Origin of the sequence: Cellulosimicrobium sp. E-16 (assembly GCF_049913115.1) — a bacterium.
Lineage (GTDB): Bacteria > Actinomycetota > Actinomycetes > Actinomycetales > Cellulomonadaceae > Cellulosimicrobium.
In genome coordinates this window covers 846,372-863,494 of the sequence record NZ_CP183974.1, presented here as the reverse complement: position 1 = coordinate 863,494, position 17,123 = coordinate 846,372, and the positions used below count along the sequence as shown (strand labels likewise).

Here is a 17,123-nt window from a genome sequence, read left to right as displayed (position 1 = left end):
CGTCCGTCGACCGACCGTCAGGCCCCCGTGGCCACGCGCTCCGGCTCGAGCGTGGACTGCTCGCGGTCGACCCGCGCCGCACGCAGGCGGGACATGATCACCGCGCCGAACGCGATCGCCGCCGCGACCACGGCGATGCCGATGCGCAGCGCGTGGTTCGCGTCCTCCGGGACGCTCATGAGCACGACGGCGGGGGCGATGAGGACCGACACGAGGTTCATGACCTTGATGAGCGGGTTGATCGCCGGACCGGCCGTGTCCTTGAACGGGTCGCCGACGGTGTCGCCGATGACGGTCGCCGCGTGCGCCTCGGAGCCCTTGCCCCCGTACGCGCCGTCCTCGACGATCTTCTTCGCGTTGTCCCACGCCCCGCCCGAGTTGGCGAGGAACACGGCCATGAGCACTCCCGCACCGATCGCCCCGGCGAGGAAGCCGGCGAGCGGTCCGACGCCCAGACCGAAGCCGACGGCGATGGGTGCGAACGCCGCGAGCAGGCCCGGCGTCGCGAGCTCGCGCAGCGAGTCGCGCGTGCAGATGTCCACGACCTTGCCGTACTCCGGGCGCTCCTCGAACGTCATGATCCCGGGGTGCTCGCGGAACTGGCGGCGCACCTCGAAGACGATCGCCCCGGCGGCCCGCGTCACGGCGTCGATCGCGAGGCCGGAGAACAGGAAGACCGTCGCGGCACCGAGGATCAGGCCGACGAGCGTGATCGGCGAGATGATCTGGTAGTCGAGCATGGCGGTGACGAGGCCGCTCCCGACCGCCTCGACGTCGGCGAGCGCGTGGCTCACCGCGTCGGCGTACGACCCGAACAGGGCGGTCGCGGCGAGGACCGCCGTCGTGATCGCGATGCCCTTGGTGATGGCCTTCGTCGTGTTGCCCACCGCGTCGAGGTCCGTGAGGATCTGCGCCGCCTCCGCGTCGCCGTCGCCGGACTCGCCGACCGACATCTCGTAGATGCCCTGGGCGTTGTCCGAGACCGGGCCGAAGGTGTCCATCGCGACGATGACGCCGACCGTCGTGAGCAGCCCGCACCCGGCGAGCGCGACGAGGAACAGCGCGAGCCACACCGAGCCGCCCGCGAGGAGGAACAGGCCGCAGATCGCGGCGGCGATCACGCCCGCCGTGTACACCGCGGACTCGAACCCGACGCCGATGCCGGACAGGACGACCGTCGCCGCACCCGTGCGCGAGGTGGCCGCCACGTGCAGCGTCGGCTTCGACGTCGTGCCCGTGAAGTAGCCCGTGATCCACAGGATGATGCCCGCGAGGACGATGCCGATGACGACCGCGAGGCTCGCGACGACGCGCGGGTCGGCCGCGAGGCCCGACAGGTCGCCGAGGTCCGCGGTGCCGTCGAGCGCCGAGAACGACGACGGCAGGTAGACGAACGCGGCGAGGGCCGCGAGCACGGCGCCGATGAGCGCGGAGAGGTAGAAGCCGCGGTAGATGGCCTTGAGCCCGTTCTCCTGGCCGCGCACGCGCGTGATGAAGACGCCGAGCACCGCCACGAGCGCGCCGAGCGCGGTGACGATCAGGGGGAAGACGAGCCCCTCCTCGCCCATCGCGGCCTTGCCCAGGATGAGCGCCGCGACGAGCGTCACCGCGTACGACTCGAACAGGTCGGCGGCCATGCCCGCGCAGTCGCCCACGTTGTCGCCCACGTTGTCCGCGATCGTCGCCGCGTTGCGCGGGTCGTCCTCGGGGATCCCCTGCTCGACCTTGCCGACGAGGTCCGCGCCGACGTCGGCCGCCTTGGTGAAGATGCCGCCGCCGACGCGCATGAACATCGCGAGCAGCGCGGCGCCGAAGCCGAAGCCCTCGAGCACGGCCGGGGCGTCGCCCTTGTAGATGAGCACGACGCCCGCGGCGCCGAGCAGGCCGAGGCCGACGACCGACATGCCGACGACGCCGCCCGTCCGGAACGCGATGCGCGCGCCCTCGGTGCGTCCGCCCGGCCGGGTCGCGGCCGACGCGACGCGCACGTTGGCCCGCACCGCGAGCCACATGCCGAGGTAGCCGATCGCCGCCGAGAACCCGGCGCCGACGAGGAACGCGACCGAGCGCCCCACGCGGATCCCGCCGTCGCCCGGCAGGAGGAACAGCAGGCCGAACACGATCACCGCGAACAGGGCGAGCGTGCGGAACTGGCGGCTCAGGTACGCCCCGGCGCCCTCCTGCACCGCCTGGGCGATGTCCTGCATCTTCGCCGTGCCGTCGTCCGCGGCGAGGACCTGTCTGCGCAGGACGAACGCGAAGGCCAGCGCCACGAGCGCGATCACCGCGATGACGGCGACGATGGTGAGACTTTCCGAACCGAGCGTGAGCATCCGTCCTCCTTGACGAACCGCGCGACCGTCGCGCCGGTCCCCTGCCGGAGCGATGGGGGTGAGTCTACGCACGTGTGGCGCACGTCACGACCACTCGTGCACGGCCTCACAAGCGGGCCTCTGCTCGTGCTGCACCACGTCGTGAGGGAATGTGCGCGCGACCCCCAACCGAATGCTCGACACGGTCGTTGAGAAGGGCGACGGTGTTCACGACAAGCAGGAGGCATGCGCGATGGCGCGTTGGGAAACGGTGCTGGACGAGATCGTCCGCACGCGGCGGAGGGCGCTCGTGGGGTACGCCTACCTCCTCACCGGGGACGCCGCCGAGGCGGAGGACCTCGTCCAGGACGCCCTCTTCCGGACGTTTCGCCGCGGCCGCGCCGCGACGGACTTCCAGCTCGCCGAGAGCTACGTGCGCCGCTCGATCCTCACGGCCTTCGTGGACGGCGCACGCCGCCGCAAGCGGTGGGACGGGGTGCTGCACCTGCTCGGTCCGCGCCCCGAGGCGCACACGACGCACCTCCCCGAGGCGCGCCTCGACGTCGTGGAGGCGCTGGACGCGCTCTCGCCCCGAGAGCGCGCGTGCGTGGTCCTCAGGTACTTCAGCGACCTGCCCGTCCGTGACGTCGCCGCCCAGCTCGGGATCAGCGAAGGGACCGTCAAGCGATACCTCAGCGACGCGAACGCCAAGCTCGCCGCCCGACTGGGCCCGGTCCGAGCGACCGACGACGACCTGACCGTGAAGAACCAGCGAGGTGCACGATGAACCGGCCCATCAACGACGAGCACCTCGACCTCGAGAGCGCTCTGCGCTCCGTCGCCGACGCGGTGCACCCGACGGTCGCCGACACGATCGCTCACGAGCGCGTGCACGGGGCCGTGCGACGGGTCCGCCGCCGCCGCGCGGCGCTGGTCGGCACCGCCGCCGCGCTCGCGCTCGTCCTCGGTGGCGCGGGCGTCACGGCGGCCTGGGACCGCGGCCCCGAGCCCCTCCTGCCGGCGCCCGCACCGAGCCCGGACCCGACGCCGACGGACCCTGACCCCACGAGCCCGGCCGACTTCCCCGCGCCGGTGACCGAGGACGACCTCCGCTGCGGCAGCCCGGCCCCGGCCGCCACCGGAGCCGACCTGCTCGCGACCGTGGCCGTCGAGACGGCTCCCCGGTCGGCGCGCTCGCCCGGGCTGACCGACGTCGTCGCGCAGCTCCGGGTCGAGGACGGAGCCGACGTGGTCGCGCTCGACCCCACGGTGCGCGCCGGCTACGTGCTGGTCCAGGACGGCACGGTCGTGTCGACCACCGCCCGGTGGCCCAACCCGGCGCACGAGGAGGCACCGACCGAGCTCGCCGCCGGGTCCGTCGTCCCCCTCACCCTCGCCGTCGACTCGTTCGCCGTCTGCGACCTCTACGGGGTGGGGGAGTCGCCCTCGTTGTCGCCCGGCGAGTACGAGCTGGCCGTCATCGTGCCCTGGACCGTGCTGCCCCACGCGGCGGAGCCCGGCGGCGACGTGCAGTCACCGTCGGGCGCGGGCGGCGCGACGCCGCTCTTCGACGGCTGGCTGGTCTCCAGCACCGTGCCGGTCGTCGTCGAACCGGCGGACCATCCCGGGCAGGCGGAGGGGCCTGAGGCGCCGGACCCCCTCGTGCACGCGGCCACGGGGCCGACCACGACGTTCCCGTCCGGGCCCACGTCCGCCGACCTCGAGTGCGGCATGCCCGCGCCCACCCCGTCGACCACGCTCCTCGCGTACCTCGCTCGGCCGGGGGTGATCCAGGTGGGGACGCGCACGACCACGACGCGTGCGTCGATGCTCTACGGCGACTCGCTCGCCCAGGTCCAGGCCGCCTACCCGACCACGGCGAACGCCTACGTCGTGGTGCGCGACGGCACGATCGTCAGCTCCACGAGGTCGAGCTCGCGGACGTCGGCGGACCTGCGGACCACGGAGCTCGCCGCCGAGGAACCGGTGTCGTTCGAGTACTCGGCTGAGATCCGGTGTGACGACGGCGCCGCCACCGGTAGGACCCTGCCCCCCGGTACGTACACCTACTACGGGCTCCTGCCCTGGACGATCACCTCGTACAGCCTGCTGCAGGAGGACGGCTCCTGGGGTGCCATCCAGACCGCCGACGACGTTCCTCTCTTCGACGGCTGGCTGATCTCCGAGCCGGCGTCGTTCGTCGTCCGTTGAGCGTCGGCGGCCCGGTGACACTCGACGCCGGGCCGCTGCGCGCAGGCGTCGTGGTGGTCCTCCCGGTGGACACGATCACGCCACGACGCTGACCCTCCCTCCGTGGCCGCCCCCCAGCGCGAGGCGCGCGACGACGTCGGGCCGCGTGAGCGGGTAGAGGTGGCCCTGCCCGGCGAGACCGACGCGCGGGATCCCGAGCCGCTCGGCGAGCTCGCGCTGCTCGTGCAGGAACCGCGCGCTCTGGCGCAGGCCCGTGACGAGGAGCGGGCTCGCCTCGGGCGGGAGGCGGCGCCCGCCGTCGACCAGGGCGCGCACGCGCGGGGCCTGCGCCCAGCTCGCGAACCACTCGTCGGCGAGCATCGGCCACGTCGCGCGGACCCCGTAGCGGCTCCTGGCCACGTCCGCCGCCAGCGGGTCCGGTCCCCGTGCGACCCACCGGACGGCCTCCCGCCGGAGCGCCGGGCCCGCCGCCGCGAGCGCACCCGCGAGGATGCGGGCGGCCGCAGACCCCGCACGGGCGAGCGGACGGCCGGGGTGCAGCGCGGGAACGTGGGGCTCCCAGGGGCTCGTCGGGTCGAGCAGCACGAGCCGACGGACCTCCTCGGGGTAGCGCAGCGTCCACTCGATCGCGGCGAGACCGCCCACCGAGTGGCCGACGACGCGGACCGGGCGCGAACCGTCGATCCCCAGCGTGCCGCGGATCGCGTCCACCGGGCCCGTCACGGGGGTGCGCCACGCGTCGAGGACGCGCACGTCGTCAGCCGCGCTGCCCAGGGCGCGTGCGAGCGGGGCGAAGTCCTCGGGGGTCAGCGCCAGGCCCGGCAGGACGATCCAGGTCACGGCCCCTCCCCTCCACCCTCGACGGTCCTCCTGCGACGCTCGACCGACCACCGCGTCCCACGGCGACACCCTACGGACGGGTGCTGGGCGTGCGTAGGGTGGAGCCTGTGTCCACGCCCAGCATCCCCGTGACCGACCCGTCCCACCACGAGCGCGCGCACGCGCACGCGCGGGACCTCGCGACGTTCGTCGAGACGTCCCCGTCGTCGTACCACGCGGCCCACGAGGTCGCGCGCCGGCTCGAGGCCGTCGGCTTCGAGCGGCTCGACGAGACGGCGGCGTGGCCGTCGGCGACCGGCGGCGAGGGCGAGGGGCCCGCGGGCGGGCGGTACGTCGTCGTGCGCGACGGTGCCGTGATCGCCTGGGCGGTCCCGGCGGGCGCGACCGCGACGACGCCGTTCGCGGTCCTCGGCGCGCACACCGACTCCCCCGGCTTCAAGCTCAAGCCGCGCCCGAGCGTGGGCCGCGAGGGCTGGTGGCAGGCGGGCGTGGAGGTCTACGGCGGTCCGCTGCTCAACTCGTGGCTCGACCGCGAGCTCGAGCTCGCTGGTCGGCTGGTGACGTCGGACGGCGTGGAGCACCTCGTGCGCACCGGCCCGCTCCTGCGCATCCCGCAGCTCGCGATCCACCTCGACCGGGCCGCGAATGACGGGCTCGCGCTCGACAAGCAGCAGCACACGCAGCCCGTGTGGGGACTCGCGTCGGCGTCGGGTCCGGCGGGGTCCGACGCCGCGGGCGCGGCGCACGGGACGAGCGGCGGGGACGTGCTCGCGGAGCTCGCGCACCACGCGGGGGTGCGCGCGAGCGAGGTCGCGGGGTACGACGTCGTCGTCGCGGACACGCAGTCGCCGCGCGTCTTCGGTGCGCACGGCGCGTTCCTCGCGTCCGGTCGGCTCGACAACCTGCTCTCCGTGCACGCGGGGCTCGTCGCCCTGCTCGAGGTCGCCGGGACGCCGAACGGTCCCGTCGAGGGCGAGGTGATCCCGGTGCTCGCGGCGTTCGACCACGAGGAGATCGGCTCGGAGTCGCGCTCCGGGGCGTCGGGCCCGTTCCTCGCCGACGTGCTCGCCCGGGTCGCGGCCGGCCTCGGCGCGACGGAGGAGGAGCGGCACCGCCAGCTCGCGGCGTCGCTGTGCGTGTCGAGCGACGTCGGCCACTCGGTCCACCCCAACTACCCCGAGCGTCACGACCCCGCGAACCGCCCCCTCGCGGGCGGCGGCCCGATCCTCAAGATCAACGCCAACCAGCGCTACACGACCGACGCGCACGGCGCGGCGGCCTGGGCCCGCGCGTGCGCGCGCGCCGGGGTGCCGAGCCAGGAGTTCGTGTCGAAGAACACCGTGCCGTGCGGCTCGACCATCGGGCCGCTCACCGCGACCCGCCTCGGCATCCGCACGGTCGACGTCGGCGTCCCCATCCTCTCGATGCACTCCGCGCGCGAGCTCACCGCCGTCGTCGACCCGTGGTACCTCTCCCGCGCGGTGGTCGAGATCTTCCGCGGCTGACCCGCCACCACAGCCACGCCGAGCATGCGGTGACCTCCCGTCACATGCCGCTGACGAGGCACACCCGCATGGTCAACGAGGTACGACCGCATGCTCGGCGCGGGCACGGACGCCGCGCAGCATCTTCTGCGTCATGAGGAAGCTCACCGGCTGGACCGCCTCGACGACGGCACGGCCAGCGGTGCCGAGCGGGAGGTAGCGCTCGCGGACCAGCAGGCGCGACCGCGGCGTCCCGTCCTCGCCCGGCGGGAGCGGGCGGACGACGAACGCCCACGAGAACCGGAACGGCATCGTGTCCGGCTGCCCCGGGCCGGGGGCGCCGAGCAGCACGAGGTGCGAGCCCGGCTCGAGCGCCGCGACGCGCAGGACGGCCTCGTCGGCGAGGTGGACGTCGTCGCCGACCGCCAGCCCCTGCCAGCGCTCCTCGATCGCGTCGGCGCTGCAGATGCCCAGGCCGACGAGATTCTCCAGCACGTCGTAGGAGTAGAAGCCCCCGCGGCCCTGGCCGAGCTGGACCAGCCACGGCCAGACCTGCGACGGCGGCGCGTCGACCGTGACCGCTCGCGTCGCGACGACGGCCCCCGCGTCGGGCACGAGGTCGTCGCCCGGGAGCACGCACTCGTGCTCGCCCTCCCACGTGCCCCACGTCTGGGTCATGCGCCGGGTGAGCAGGAGCGCCCCGACGGCGAGCGCCGTCGTCGCCACGACCTGGAACCTGCGCACCGCTCCCATGACCCGATCCTCGGCCGTGCGGCGTGCCCGGCGCGAGGGCCGGAGGTCCCGAGCGCGGCCGCCGTCGGCCGAAAGGTGGGCCGGAGGTGGGAGACTCGGAGGCGTGCCGCACGCCCCCGCCCCCACCTCGCTGCGACCGACGAGCGCGGCCCTGCTCGACGTGCTGCGCGCGGGCGGGCGGCGCGACGAGCGGCTGCTGCACGTGCGAGAGCTGCCCGCGCGGGCGGGCACGCAGAGCGAGTGGCCGGAGTGGTCGGACGCGTCGCTCGTGGCGGGGTACCGCGCGCTCGGTGTCGACCGCCCGTGGGAGCACCAGGTCGTCGCGGCCGACGCCGCGTGGTCGGGCCGGCACGTCGCGCTCGCCACCTCGACGGGCTCGGGCAAGTCGCTCGCGTTCTGGCTCCCCGCCCTCTCCTCGGTCCGGGCCGACGCCGCCGCGCGCCTCCTCGACCCCGGCCGCATCGAGTCGGTCGCGCGCCGCGGCGCGGTGCTCTACCTGTCGCCCACCAAGGCGCTCGCGGCCGACCAGCTCTCCGGCCTCCAGCGGCTCCTCGACGCCGCCGGGACGCGCGACGTGCGGGTCGCGACGTGCGACGGCGACACCGGCCAGGACGAGCGACGCTGGGTCCGCGAGCACGCCGACGTCGTGCTGACCAACCCCGACTTCCTGCACTTCGCGCTCCTGCCGAACCACCGGGGATGGTCGAGGCTGCTGCGCGACCTGCGGTACGTCGTCGTCGACGAGGGCCACGCCTACCGCGGGGTGTTCGGCGCGCACGTGTCCCTCGTCCTGAGACGCCTGCGACGGCTCGCCGCGCACTACGGGCGCGAGGGCGACCGTCCTCCGACGTTCGTCGTCGCGTCGGCCACGACCGCCGACCCCGCGACCAGCGCGGCCCGCCTCGTGGGGGTCGAGCCCGACGACGTCGTGACGGTCGCGCAGGACACCTCGCCCGCGGGTCGCAAGACGTTCGCGCTGTGGGAGCCGCCCGTCGTCGTGGGCTTCGACGCGGCCACCGCGGCCGGACCCGACGGACCCGCCGAGAGCCACGACGACGACCCGACCGTCGCGACGACGGTGGACGCCGCGGCCGAGCACCCGCGGCGCAGCGCGACGGCCGAGGCCGCGGACCTGCTCGCGGACCTCGTCATCGCGGGCGCGCGCACGCTCGCGTTCACGCGCTCGCGCCGCGGGGCGGAGTCGGTCGCGGTGCAGACGCAGGACAGCGTGCGCGTCGTCGACCCGCGGCTCGTGCGGCGCGTCGCCGCCTACCGGGGCGGGTACCTGCCCGAGGAGCGGCGCGAGCTGGAGGACGCCGTGCGCACCGGTGACGTCCTGGGCCTCGCGACGACCAACGCGCTCGAGCTCGGGGTCGACATCTCGGGCCTCGACGCCGTCCTCATCGCGGGGTGGCCGGGGACCCGCATGTCGGTGTGGCAGCAGGCGGGCCGCGCCGGGCGTGCGGGCGCGGACGGCCTCGTGGCGTTCGTCGCGCGGGAGGACCCGCTCGACACGTTCCTCGTGCACCACCCCGAGGCCGTGTTCGACGCCCCGCTCGAGGCGACCGTGTTCGACCCCGCGAACCCGTACGTGCTCGCGCCTCACCTGTGCGCGGCCGCGGCCGAGAACCCGCTGCGCTCCGAGGACCTCCCGGCGTTCGGCGATCCCGAGGCGGTGCGCGGCCTGCTCGACGTGCTCGTCGCCCGGGGCGCGCTGCGCCGTCGCGCGTCCGGCTGGTACTGGACGCACGCGCAGCCCGCGTCGGGCATGACCGACCTGCGCGGCTCGGGCGGCGCCCCCGTGCGGGTCGCCGAGGCACGCACCGGACGGCTGCTCGGCACGGTCGACGCCGCGTCCGCGGACGGGTCCGTGCACGACGGCGCGGTGTACGTCCACCAGGGCCGCACCTACGTCGTCGAGCACCTCGACCTCGCCGACCACGTCGCGCTCGTGCGCCGCCAGGACGTCGACCACGGGACGTGGTCGCGCTCCACGACGTCCATCGCGATCGTCGACGACCCCGCCGACGGCGACGTCGCGGCGGGGCGCGAGGTGGTCGAGCGGTCGTGGGGACCCGTCGGCTGGGGTTACGGTCCGGTCGACGTGTGCTCGCGGGTCGTGAGCTTCCAGCGCCGCCGCCTCCCGGACCTGCAGGTGCTCGGCACCGAGACGCTCGATCTCCCCGAGCGCACGCTCCCCACGATGGCCGTGTGGTGGACCGTCCCGCAGTCGGTGATCGAGGTGGCCGAGATCGACGCCGACGAGCTGCCCGGCGCGCTGCACGCCGCCGAGCACGCGTCGATCGGCCTGCTGCCGCTCCTCGCGACGTGCGACCGCTGGGACCTCGGCGGCGTCTCGACCGCCCTGCACGCCGACACCGGCGAGGCGACCGTGTTCGTGCACGACGCCTACCCCGGCGGGGCCGGCTTCGCCGAGCGCGGGTTCGAGCTCGGCGCGACGTGGCTCCGCGCGACACGCGACGCGATCGCGCGCTGCCCCTGTCACGACGGCTGTCCCGCGTGCGTGCAGTCCCCCAAGTGCGGGTCGTACAACGCCCCGCTCGAGAAGGCCGCCGCCGTCCGACTCCTCGATGCGGTCCTCGCCCACGCCCCGGCGGGTCAGTATCTCGACCACACGAGCGACAGCCCCGACTCCACGAGCGAGAATCCTGACCGCGCGAGGTAGAACCGTGGCCTCGCGGGAGAGAACCCGGGTGCCGCGACGTAGAACCGAGGTTGCGCGAGATCGAACCGTGGTTGCGCGAGGTAGCACCGCGGTCATCGTGCGGTCGCCGGGCCTGCGCGTGCGGCGGCGCTCGCCCGGCCGAGCGCGACACCGAGGACGGTGACGCCATCGGTCGAGGCGACGTCGACCCTTACGACCCCTCCGCCCTGCTCGGCGCATGCGGTGACCGCCACCGCGTTGCGGGCGGCGACCTCACGGGCGCGGCCGCACGGGTCCCAGCCGTCCCGAGCAGCCGTGGCGGCCGCGAGCGCCGCGAGGTCCGCGCCCGTCTGCGCCGTCCCGCGGGCCGCCTGGGCGTGCGCGAGCGCGGCCAGCCCGAGGGCGAGCACGAGCACGGCGGCGACGATCCCGAGCACGAGCACCGTCCCCGCGCCGCGCTCCGCGTCGGGCGCGTCGTCGGGCCGCGCGATCCCGGCCGGGTCCGCACCGCGACCAGTGCTGCGAGCTCGCCGCGCTCGCGCGACCGGGCCGTCCCCGACCACAGCCGGTTCCGGGGTCATGGCTCGACCCACGCGACGGCCTCGCCGCTCGCGCGCAGGGGCGAGGAGGAGAGCCACCCGCCGATGACGGGCGTCGTGACGCGGACCTCGACCCACGGGTCGCCACGCACGACGCCGACGGTCGCGCCGTCGCCCGCCACCCGCAGCGCCGTCGACCGGACGGTGGCGTCGTCCTCGCCGATGGCCGCAGCACGCGCGGCGGCCCTCGCCGCGTCGGCGGAGCGCATCTGAGCGCCCGCCGCCGCGGCGAGGGTGAGGACGACGACGAGGACGAGGACGACCGCCGGCAGCGCGACGGCGAGCTCGGCCGTGACCGCACCCCGCTCCCGGTCGCCGCGCGACCGGACCCCACGGGTACGGACCTCGCGCGGACGGATCTCGCGCGAGCGGAGCACCCACGGCCGGGACCTGCCCCACGCACCGGTGCCCGTGCCTGCGTCCCGTCGCACGGCTCAGCCCAGCGACAGCGCGCTGCGCACGATGCCGAGCAGCAGCTCGCGCACCTCGCCGCTCTTGAGCACGACGATGAGCAGCCCGGCGAAGCCTGCCGCCGCGACGGTCGCGATGGCGTACTCCGCGGTCGCAAGACCGGCCTCACGGTCCTGTCCCGTGCTCGTCCCCGTCAGGCGCGCGAGCACGCGCCGAACCTGTCCTGGCATGTCAGGTCTCCCCTCTCGTGGCCCGCGTCCGCGGGCGGTCCAGGACACCGTGGCGGGTCGACGACCGGGTCCGCACCCTGCCCCGCGCCGCCGGTGGACGGGACCCTCGCGCGACGGACCTGTGGACGGCTGCGGTCCCCGCGCGCCGGGGATCGTCGTGCCGAGGACCCGGCACGTGCGCGGGCCGAGGCTCCTGCACGAGTGCGCACCCGAGGCTCCGCGCCCGCCGGTCGCGCCGCTCGGAACGCCGAGGAGCGTGGCTCCCTGCGGGCCGTCAGTCCCAGGTCAGGGGGTCCAGGAGGAGGTGGAACCGGAGCCGGTCCGCGTCGACCGGAGACCCGTAGAGCGGCTGGAGCTGGTCCTGGAGGTGCTGGGCCTCGTCCGGCCACGTGTCCTGCGCGCTCGCGAGCAGCAACGAGAGGTCGGCGTGCCGGTCGGCCACGCCGAGGCGACCGAGGTCGACGAACCCGGAGACCTCCAGCGTCTCGGGGTCGAGCAGGATGTTGGGCAGGCACAGGTCGCCGTGGCAGACCACCTGGTCGGCCACCTCCTGCTCCTGACGCAGGGGAAGCTCGGCGGCGAGGTCGGCGAGGAGGTCGCGGCCCGTCCGGGACTCCTGCTCGGGGCGCAGGAACTCCCGGCGCACGGCGCCCTGCGCCACCACGTCCTGCGCCAGCGCGTACATGGTGCGCAGCCCTCGGTCGAACGGGCAGCCGCCGGTGGAGACGTCGTGGAGCGCCCCGACCGCCGCCACGACGTTCTCCCACGCCCGGCGGACCTGGTCGGGACGGACCTGGTCGGCGGGCGTCCCCGCCACCGCGCTGGTCGTCAGGACCGCCCCGTCGGGGGCGTCCGCCCAACCCAGCAACCGCGGCCCGCGGATCCCGCTGTCGGCGGCCCACCGCACACGGTCACGCTCCCCGGCCAGCGCGGCCACGTAGTCGCCGCTCGCGACCTTCGCGTACCGAGCACCGTCCTTGCTCACGAAGACCCGGGAGGACGACTCGCCGCTCCCGACCTCCTCCCAGAGCCCCTGGGCGAGAGCTCCCGGCTCGGTCGGGCCGACGGCGGTCGCATCCATGGACCCACCGTAGCGAGCGGCCCGTCGGCGCGGCAGGAACGGCACTCATGCTCCACCCCGCACAAGCAAGGACCGGGCACGGGTACGGGTCGCGCACCACCGGTCGCGGTCCTCCACGCGCTTGTCCCAGTGCCGGCAGCCCGGCAGCCCGGCAGTCCGGGAGTCCGGGAGTCCGGGAGTCCGGGAGTCCGGGAGTCCGGGAGTCTCGACTAACCGCCCAGCAGACCAGACCCCAGCGAGACGAGGACGGGGACGAGCCCGACGAGCACGAACGCCGGGAGGAAGCAGGCGCCGAGCGGGAGCACGAGGTGCACGGCGAGCCGCGCCGCGGCGGCCTTGGCCGCGGCGGTCCGGTCCTGTCGCGACGCCTGCGCCGCGGCCCGCAGCGCGGGAGCGGGGGCCGCACCGTGCAGCCAGGCCGGACGCAGCGCGCGCTGCACGACCGCGAGCCGCTGTGGCGCCGTCGACCAGGCGGCCTCCCACGACGCGCCGAGGAGGAGGGCAGCACCCGCGGCCCGCAGGCCGGCACCCTCCCGACCACCGACGCACGACCCGACCACGTCCAGGGCGCGCGGGACGGCCGCGCCGGAGCGGACCGCCGCCGCGAGGAGCTCGAGGAGCACGCCCGTCTCGAGGCGGTCGGCGTCCCGGCGCCCCCGACCTGCGCCCCGTGCCTCCCGCTCCCCCTCACCCCACGCCCCGTCGGGACTGCCGGCGGTGCTCTCGGCGCCTCGCGACACCGCGACGGCCCGCCGCGAGACGCCCGTCCGCGCTGCCCACCACGGCGCGGTCGCCGCCAGGGCCCACGCCGTCACCAGGAGCGCGGTCACCGGTCCTCCCCCGCGCTGCGTGCCCGCTCGACGAGCCGCGCGGACCAGGTGCGGCCCGCGAGCAGGAGCAGGAGCCCGAGCAGGACCCCGGCCGTCCCGAGGCCGCCATCGGTCGCGGTGCCGAGCGGGTCGGCACCGAGGACGTAGCCCAGCAGCACACCGACCGCCGGGAGCCACAGGAGCACGCGCGCGGTCGCCCGAGGCCCCGCGAGCGCCGCGTCCCGCTCCGCGCGCGCCTCCGCGTCCGCCGCCACCGAGGCCGCGACCTCGTCGAGCACGGAGGCGAGCGGCGCGCCCACCTCGACCGCCAGCCGGCACGCCGCCACGAGGGCCTGCGCGGTCGCCGTCCCGCCCACGTGCGGCGCGAGCTCGGCGACCCGCGGGACGCCCGCGGCGTCGACCCGCACCCCGACCGCCCGCTCCCACGCGACCCCGGGCGCGGCACCGGACCGCAGGAGCGAACCCACCTGCGTCACGACGACGCGCACCAGCTCCGGCACCGCCCGCGCCCGGGACCGACGCCGCAGGAACGCCGGTCGCCCGGGCCGCGGCGACGGGGTGCCGACGACGCTGCCGGCCCGCCGCCCGCCGCGCGCTGCCACGCACCAGACCGCGGCCCCGACGAGCACGCCCACGACGACCGTCATACGGGCCTCACGTGCACCACCGCGCCACGAGCTCGTCCCAGGCCGGGCCCGCGACCGGCCCGGTGCCGCCGGGGCTGCCGCCGTCGCCCTCACCGTCGCTGTCGAAGGAGCCCCCGCGCAGGCCGGGCACCCCGTCCCACGAGGCCGCGACGTCCACCCGGAGCCCCGCCCGGACGTCGCCCCGCACGACCCCGACCTGGGCGAGCACGCGCCGGGTCGTGCCGCCCACGCGCACGCGGCGCAGGTGCAGCACGACGTCGAGCCCGCCGACCGCCTGTGCCGCCACGGCGGCGCGGTCCATGCCCGCGAGCGCCGCCAACGCCTCCAACCGGGCGGGGATCACCTCGACGTCGTTGGCGTGGATGGTCGCCAGCCCGCCCTCGTGACCGGTGTTGAGAGCCATGAGCACCTCGCGGACCTCCGCCCCGCGGCACTCACCGAGCACGATGCGGTCGGGCCGCATCCGCAGGGCGGCACGCACGAGGTCGGCAAGGTCGACCCCGCCGGCACCCTCGACGTTCGCCCGCCGCGCGGTGAGCGGGACGACGTGCGGGTGGTGCGGGTCGAGCTCGCGCGCCTCCTCCACGCAGACGATGCGCTCGTCGGGCGGGACGAGCGCGAGCAGCGCGGCGAGCAGCGTCGTCTTGCCGGTGCCGGTCCCGCCGGACACGAGGACGCTCGCGCGCCGGGCGACGAGCCCGCGCAGGACCGGCTCCCAGGCACCCGGGACCGTGCCGGACGCGACGAGGTCGGCCAGCCCGAACGTCCGCGTCCGCAGCACGCGCAACGAGATCACGGCCCCGGGCCCGCACACGGGTGCCACCACCGCGTGGAGCCGCGTCCCGTCGGGGAGCCGGGCGTCGACCACGGGCGAGGCGTCGTCGAGGCGCTGCCCGCCGGCGGCGGCAAGCCGTACGGCCAGCGACCGCACGGCCTCCGGCCCGCCGAGCGCGACGACGACCCGTTGGAGCCCGGCCCCGCGGTCGACCCAGACCTCGTCGGGCCCGTTGACGAGCACGTCGGTCACGCCCGGCTCGTCGAGGTAGCGCTGGAGCGGGCCGGCACCGAAGATCTCCGCGTGCGCCGTGCGGGTGAGCTCCCGCAGGGCGGTGGTACCGAGCACGCGCCCGGACGCCCGCAGCGCGTCGGCGACGGCCGCGTCGTCGGGTCCCGCCCCCGGCTCGGCGCCGGCCCGCACGAGGCGGTCCCGCACGCCGTCGAGCAGCGGGCCGCGCCCCCGCTCGGTCCGCCCCGGGACCGCGTCGCGCCCGCTCACCGGTCGCTCCCCGCGTACCGCGCCGCGAGGTCCCGACCCGCGCGGACGACCGGCCCCCGGCCGACGCACGGACCCTGGCCGCGCTCGATCGCCCCGGCGAGCGCGCGGTCCCAGCCGACCGTCGCGGCGACCTCGAGCCCGACGGCGTCCGCGACCTCGCCGCCGGACAACCGCCCCGGAGCGGGCCGGCGCAGGACGAGCGCCGCCCGACCGGGGACCCGGTCGCGCACCGCCGCGGCGCCCGCGACCCCGGCCACGTCGAGCGGCGTCACGACCAGCACCTCGTCGCACGCCCGGAGCAGCCCGGCGCCGACCGCGCCCGACCCGATCGCGGCACGGTCGACGTCGAGCACGAGCACCCCCGACCGGCCGGACGTGACCTCGGCGAGCCCGGCCACGACGTCCGCGAGCGCCGCGGCCTCCGGGCCGCCGCCGCGCTCGGTGCTGACGACCGGGACCGTGCCCCACCGCGGGAGGCGCGCGAGGAGGTCCTCGCCGTCGAGCCGGCCGCGCGCGTCGGCCAGGTCCGGCCAGCGCACCCCCGGGTCCTGCTCGATCCCGAGGAGCACGTCGAGACCACCGCCCACGAGCGCGAGGTCGACCAGGCAGGTGGGTGCGCGGCGTCGTGCCACCGCGCGGGCGAGCGAGGCCGCGACGACGCTCGCCCCCGCCCCGCCGCGCGCTCCCACCACCGCCACGACCGCTCCGCCCATCGCGTCCTCCTCCGCTGCCCGTCGACCGGCGCCCCACCCTGCCCTGACCGGCGGGGCGTCGTCGGGCCGCGCGCGCGACCTGTGGACGGGCACCCCGGCGAGCGCTCCTGTGGACGGCCACGTTCCGCGGCTAGGCTCGCGACCGTGACCCCGCTCCCGGACCCGACGGACCCGCCGCGTGCCGGCCGGGTCGCCGCGTTCTTCGACCTGGACAAGACGATCATCGCGACGTCGTCGGCCGCGGCGTTCTCCCGGCCGTTCTTCGCCGGCGGGCTCATCAACCGCGGGGACGTGCTGCGCAGCGCGTACGCGCACTTCCTGTTCATGGTCGGCGGCGCGGACGCCGACCAGACCGAGCGCATGCGCGCGCACCTGTCGAGCCTCGTGACCGGGTGGGACGTGGCCACGGTGTCGCGCATCGTGGAGGAGACGCTGCACGAGCACATCGACCCCGTCGTCTACGCGGAGGCGGTCGAGCTCATCGAGTCCCACCACGAGCACGGGCACGACGTCGTCATCGTGTCCGCCTCCGGGAGCGAGGTCGTCGAGCCCATCGCGGCGGTGCTGGGCGCCGACCACGCGATCTCGTCGCGCATGGCCGTCGAGGACGGCCGGTACACGGGCGCGATCGACTTCTACGCGTACGGCGAGAACAAGGCCGTCGCGCTCCGCGAGCTCGCGGAGCGCGAGGGGTACGACCTGGAGGCGAGCTACGCCTACTCCGACTCCGTGACCGACGCACCCATGCTGGGCGCCGTCGGGCACGCGTTCGTCGTCAACCCCGACCGGACGCTGCGCCGGCTCGCTGCCGAGCACGGCTGGGGCGCCCTGACGTTCTCCAAGCCCGTCGCCCTGCGGTCGCACCTCGCCGGGTCGACGCCGGCCCTCGCCGCGGCCGGCGTCGTCGCGCTCGGCGTCGTGGCGTGGGTCGTCTGGCGCGCGCTGCGCCGTCGCGGCCGCGACTGAACGAGGCCGAGCCGAGGTCACGAACCCACCGGGCTCCCACGCCGAAGGGGCCCGATCCGGACCTCCCGGACCAACCGCTCGGGGCTGTTCGAACGGCTGTAGAAC

Annotated in this window: 16 protein-coding genes; 5 read left to right on the top strand and 11 right to left on the bottom strand. The window is 76.0% G+C overall.

Annotated elements, in window-relative coordinates; genetic code table 11:
* Nucleotides 1–17: 17 nt before the first annotated feature.
* Nucleotides 18–2,333, bottom strand: a complete 2,316-nt coding sequence (locus ACN9MS_RS03850; RefSeq protein ID WP_426310797.1) for a sodium-translocating pyrophosphatase — start codon at nt 2,331–2,333, stop codon at nt 18–20.
* Nucleotides 2,334–2,565: 232 nt separating this feature from the next.
* Here ACN9MS_RS03850 and ACN9MS_RS03845 point away from each other — a divergent pair, with 232 nt between their 5' ends.
* Both ACN9MS_RS03845 and ACN9MS_RS03840 read left to right on the top strand, forming a co-directional pair.
* Nucleotides 2,566–3,099, top strand: a complete 534-nt coding sequence (locus ACN9MS_RS03845) for a sigma-70 family RNA polymerase sigma factor (RefSeq protein ID WP_426310796.1) — start codon at nt 2,566–2,568, stop codon at nt 3,097–3,099.
* A complete protein-coding gene (locus ACN9MS_RS03840; protein WP_426310795.1) occupies nt 3,096–4,523 on the top strand; it encodes a hypothetical protein in 1,428 nt (475 codons plus the stop codon). The genes ACN9MS_RS03845 and ACN9MS_RS03840 overlap by 4 nt, the downstream gene beginning before the upstream one ends.
* 75 nt (nt 4,524–4,598) lie before the next feature.
* On the opposite strand, the gene ACN9MS_RS03835 is transcribed toward ACN9MS_RS03840, so the two are convergent.
* A complete protein-coding gene (locus ACN9MS_RS03835) occupies nt 4,599–5,363 on the bottom strand; it encodes an alpha/beta fold hydrolase (protein WP_426310794.1) in 765 nt (254 codons plus the stop codon).
* 107 nt (nt 5,364–5,470) lie between these two features.
* On the opposite strand from ACN9MS_RS03835, the gene ACN9MS_RS03830 reads away from it, so the two are divergent.
* Nucleotides 5,471–6,868: a M18 family aminopeptidase gene (locus ACN9MS_RS03830; protein WP_426310793.1), complete on the top strand. Its 1,398-nt coding sequence runs from the start codon at nt 5,471–5,473 to the stop codon at nt 6,866–6,868.
* A 72-nt stretch (nt 6,869–6,940) separates the two neighbouring features.
* Here the strand turns inward: ACN9MS_RS03830 and ACN9MS_RS03825 are convergent, their stop codons facing one another.
* A complete protein-coding gene (locus ACN9MS_RS03825) occupies nt 6,941–7,600 on the bottom strand; it encodes an SRPBCC family protein (protein WP_426310792.1) in 660 nt (219 codons plus the stop codon).
* A 103-nt stretch (nt 7,601–7,703) separates the two neighbouring features.
* On the opposite strand from ACN9MS_RS03825, the gene ACN9MS_RS03820 reads away from it, so the two are divergent.
* Nucleotides 7,704–10,286 carry a DEAD/DEAH box helicase gene (locus ACN9MS_RS03820; protein WP_426310791.1) on the top strand — a complete coding sequence of 861 codons (2,583 nt, stop codon included), beginning with the start codon at nt 7,704–7,706 and terminating at the stop codon, nt 10,284–10,286.
* 92 nt (nt 10,287–10,378) lie between these two features.
* On the opposite strand, the gene ACN9MS_RS03815 is transcribed toward ACN9MS_RS03820, so the two are convergent.
* The 8 genes from ACN9MS_RS03815 to ACN9MS_RS03780 all read right to left on the bottom strand — a co-directional run bounded on the left by ACN9MS_RS03815 (nt 10,379) and on the right by ACN9MS_RS03780 (nt 16,052).
* Complete coding sequence (locus ACN9MS_RS03815; RefSeq protein WP_426310790.1) at nt 10,379–10,846, bottom strand: Rv3654c family TadE-like protein; 468 nt, start codon at nt 10,844–10,846, stop codon at nt 10,379–10,381.
* A complete protein-coding gene (locus tag ACN9MS_RS03810) occupies nt 10,843–11,295 on the bottom strand; it encodes a TadE family type IV pilus minor pilin (RefSeq protein ID WP_426310789.1) in 453 nt (150 codons plus the stop codon). The genes ACN9MS_RS03815 and ACN9MS_RS03810 overlap by 4 nt, the downstream gene beginning before the upstream one ends.
* A gap of 3 nt (nt 11,296–11,298) precedes the next feature.
* Nucleotides 11,299–11,505 carry a DUF4244 domain-containing protein gene (locus ACN9MS_RS03805; RefSeq protein ID WP_378230864.1) on the bottom strand — a complete coding sequence of 69 codons (207 nt, stop codon included), beginning with the start codon at nt 11,503–11,505 and terminating at the stop codon, nt 11,299–11,301.
* A gap of 274 nt (nt 11,506–11,779) precedes the next feature.
* Nucleotides 11,780–12,586, bottom strand: coding sequence for a phosphotransferase (locus ACN9MS_RS03800; protein ID WP_426310788.1), 807 nt, complete (start codon nt 12,584–12,586; stop codon nt 11,780–11,782).
* A 209-nt stretch (nt 12,587–12,795) separates the two neighbouring features.
* Nucleotides 12,796–13,416, bottom strand: a complete 621-nt coding sequence (locus ACN9MS_RS03795) for a type II secretion system F family protein (protein ID WP_426310787.1) — start codon at nt 13,414–13,416, stop codon at nt 12,796–12,798.
* A complete protein-coding gene (locus ACN9MS_RS03790; RefSeq protein ID WP_426310786.1) occupies nt 13,413–14,063 on the bottom strand; it encodes a hypothetical protein in 651 nt (216 codons plus the stop codon). The genes ACN9MS_RS03795 and ACN9MS_RS03790 overlap by 4 nt, the downstream gene beginning before the upstream one ends.
* Before the next feature lie 7 nt (nt 14,064–14,070).
* A complete protein-coding gene (locus ACN9MS_RS03785; RefSeq protein WP_426310785.1) occupies nt 14,071–15,339 on the bottom strand; it encodes a TadA family conjugal transfer-associated ATPase in 1,269 nt (422 codons plus the stop codon).
* Nucleotides 15,336–16,052 carry a pilus assembly protein FlpE gene (locus ACN9MS_RS03780; protein WP_426310784.1) on the bottom strand — a complete coding sequence of 239 codons (717 nt, stop codon included), beginning with the start codon at nt 16,050–16,052 and terminating at the stop codon, nt 15,336–15,338. The genes ACN9MS_RS03785 and ACN9MS_RS03780 overlap by 4 nt, the downstream gene beginning before the upstream one ends.
* Before the next feature lie 144 nt (nt 16,053–16,196).
* Here ACN9MS_RS03780 and ACN9MS_RS03775 point away from each other — a divergent pair, with 144 nt between their 5' ends.
* Nucleotides 16,197–17,018, top strand: a complete 822-nt coding sequence (locus tag ACN9MS_RS03775) for an HAD family hydrolase (protein WP_426310783.1) — start codon at nt 16,197–16,199, stop codon at nt 17,016–17,018.
* Nucleotides 17,019–17,123: the final 105 nt, after the last annotated feature.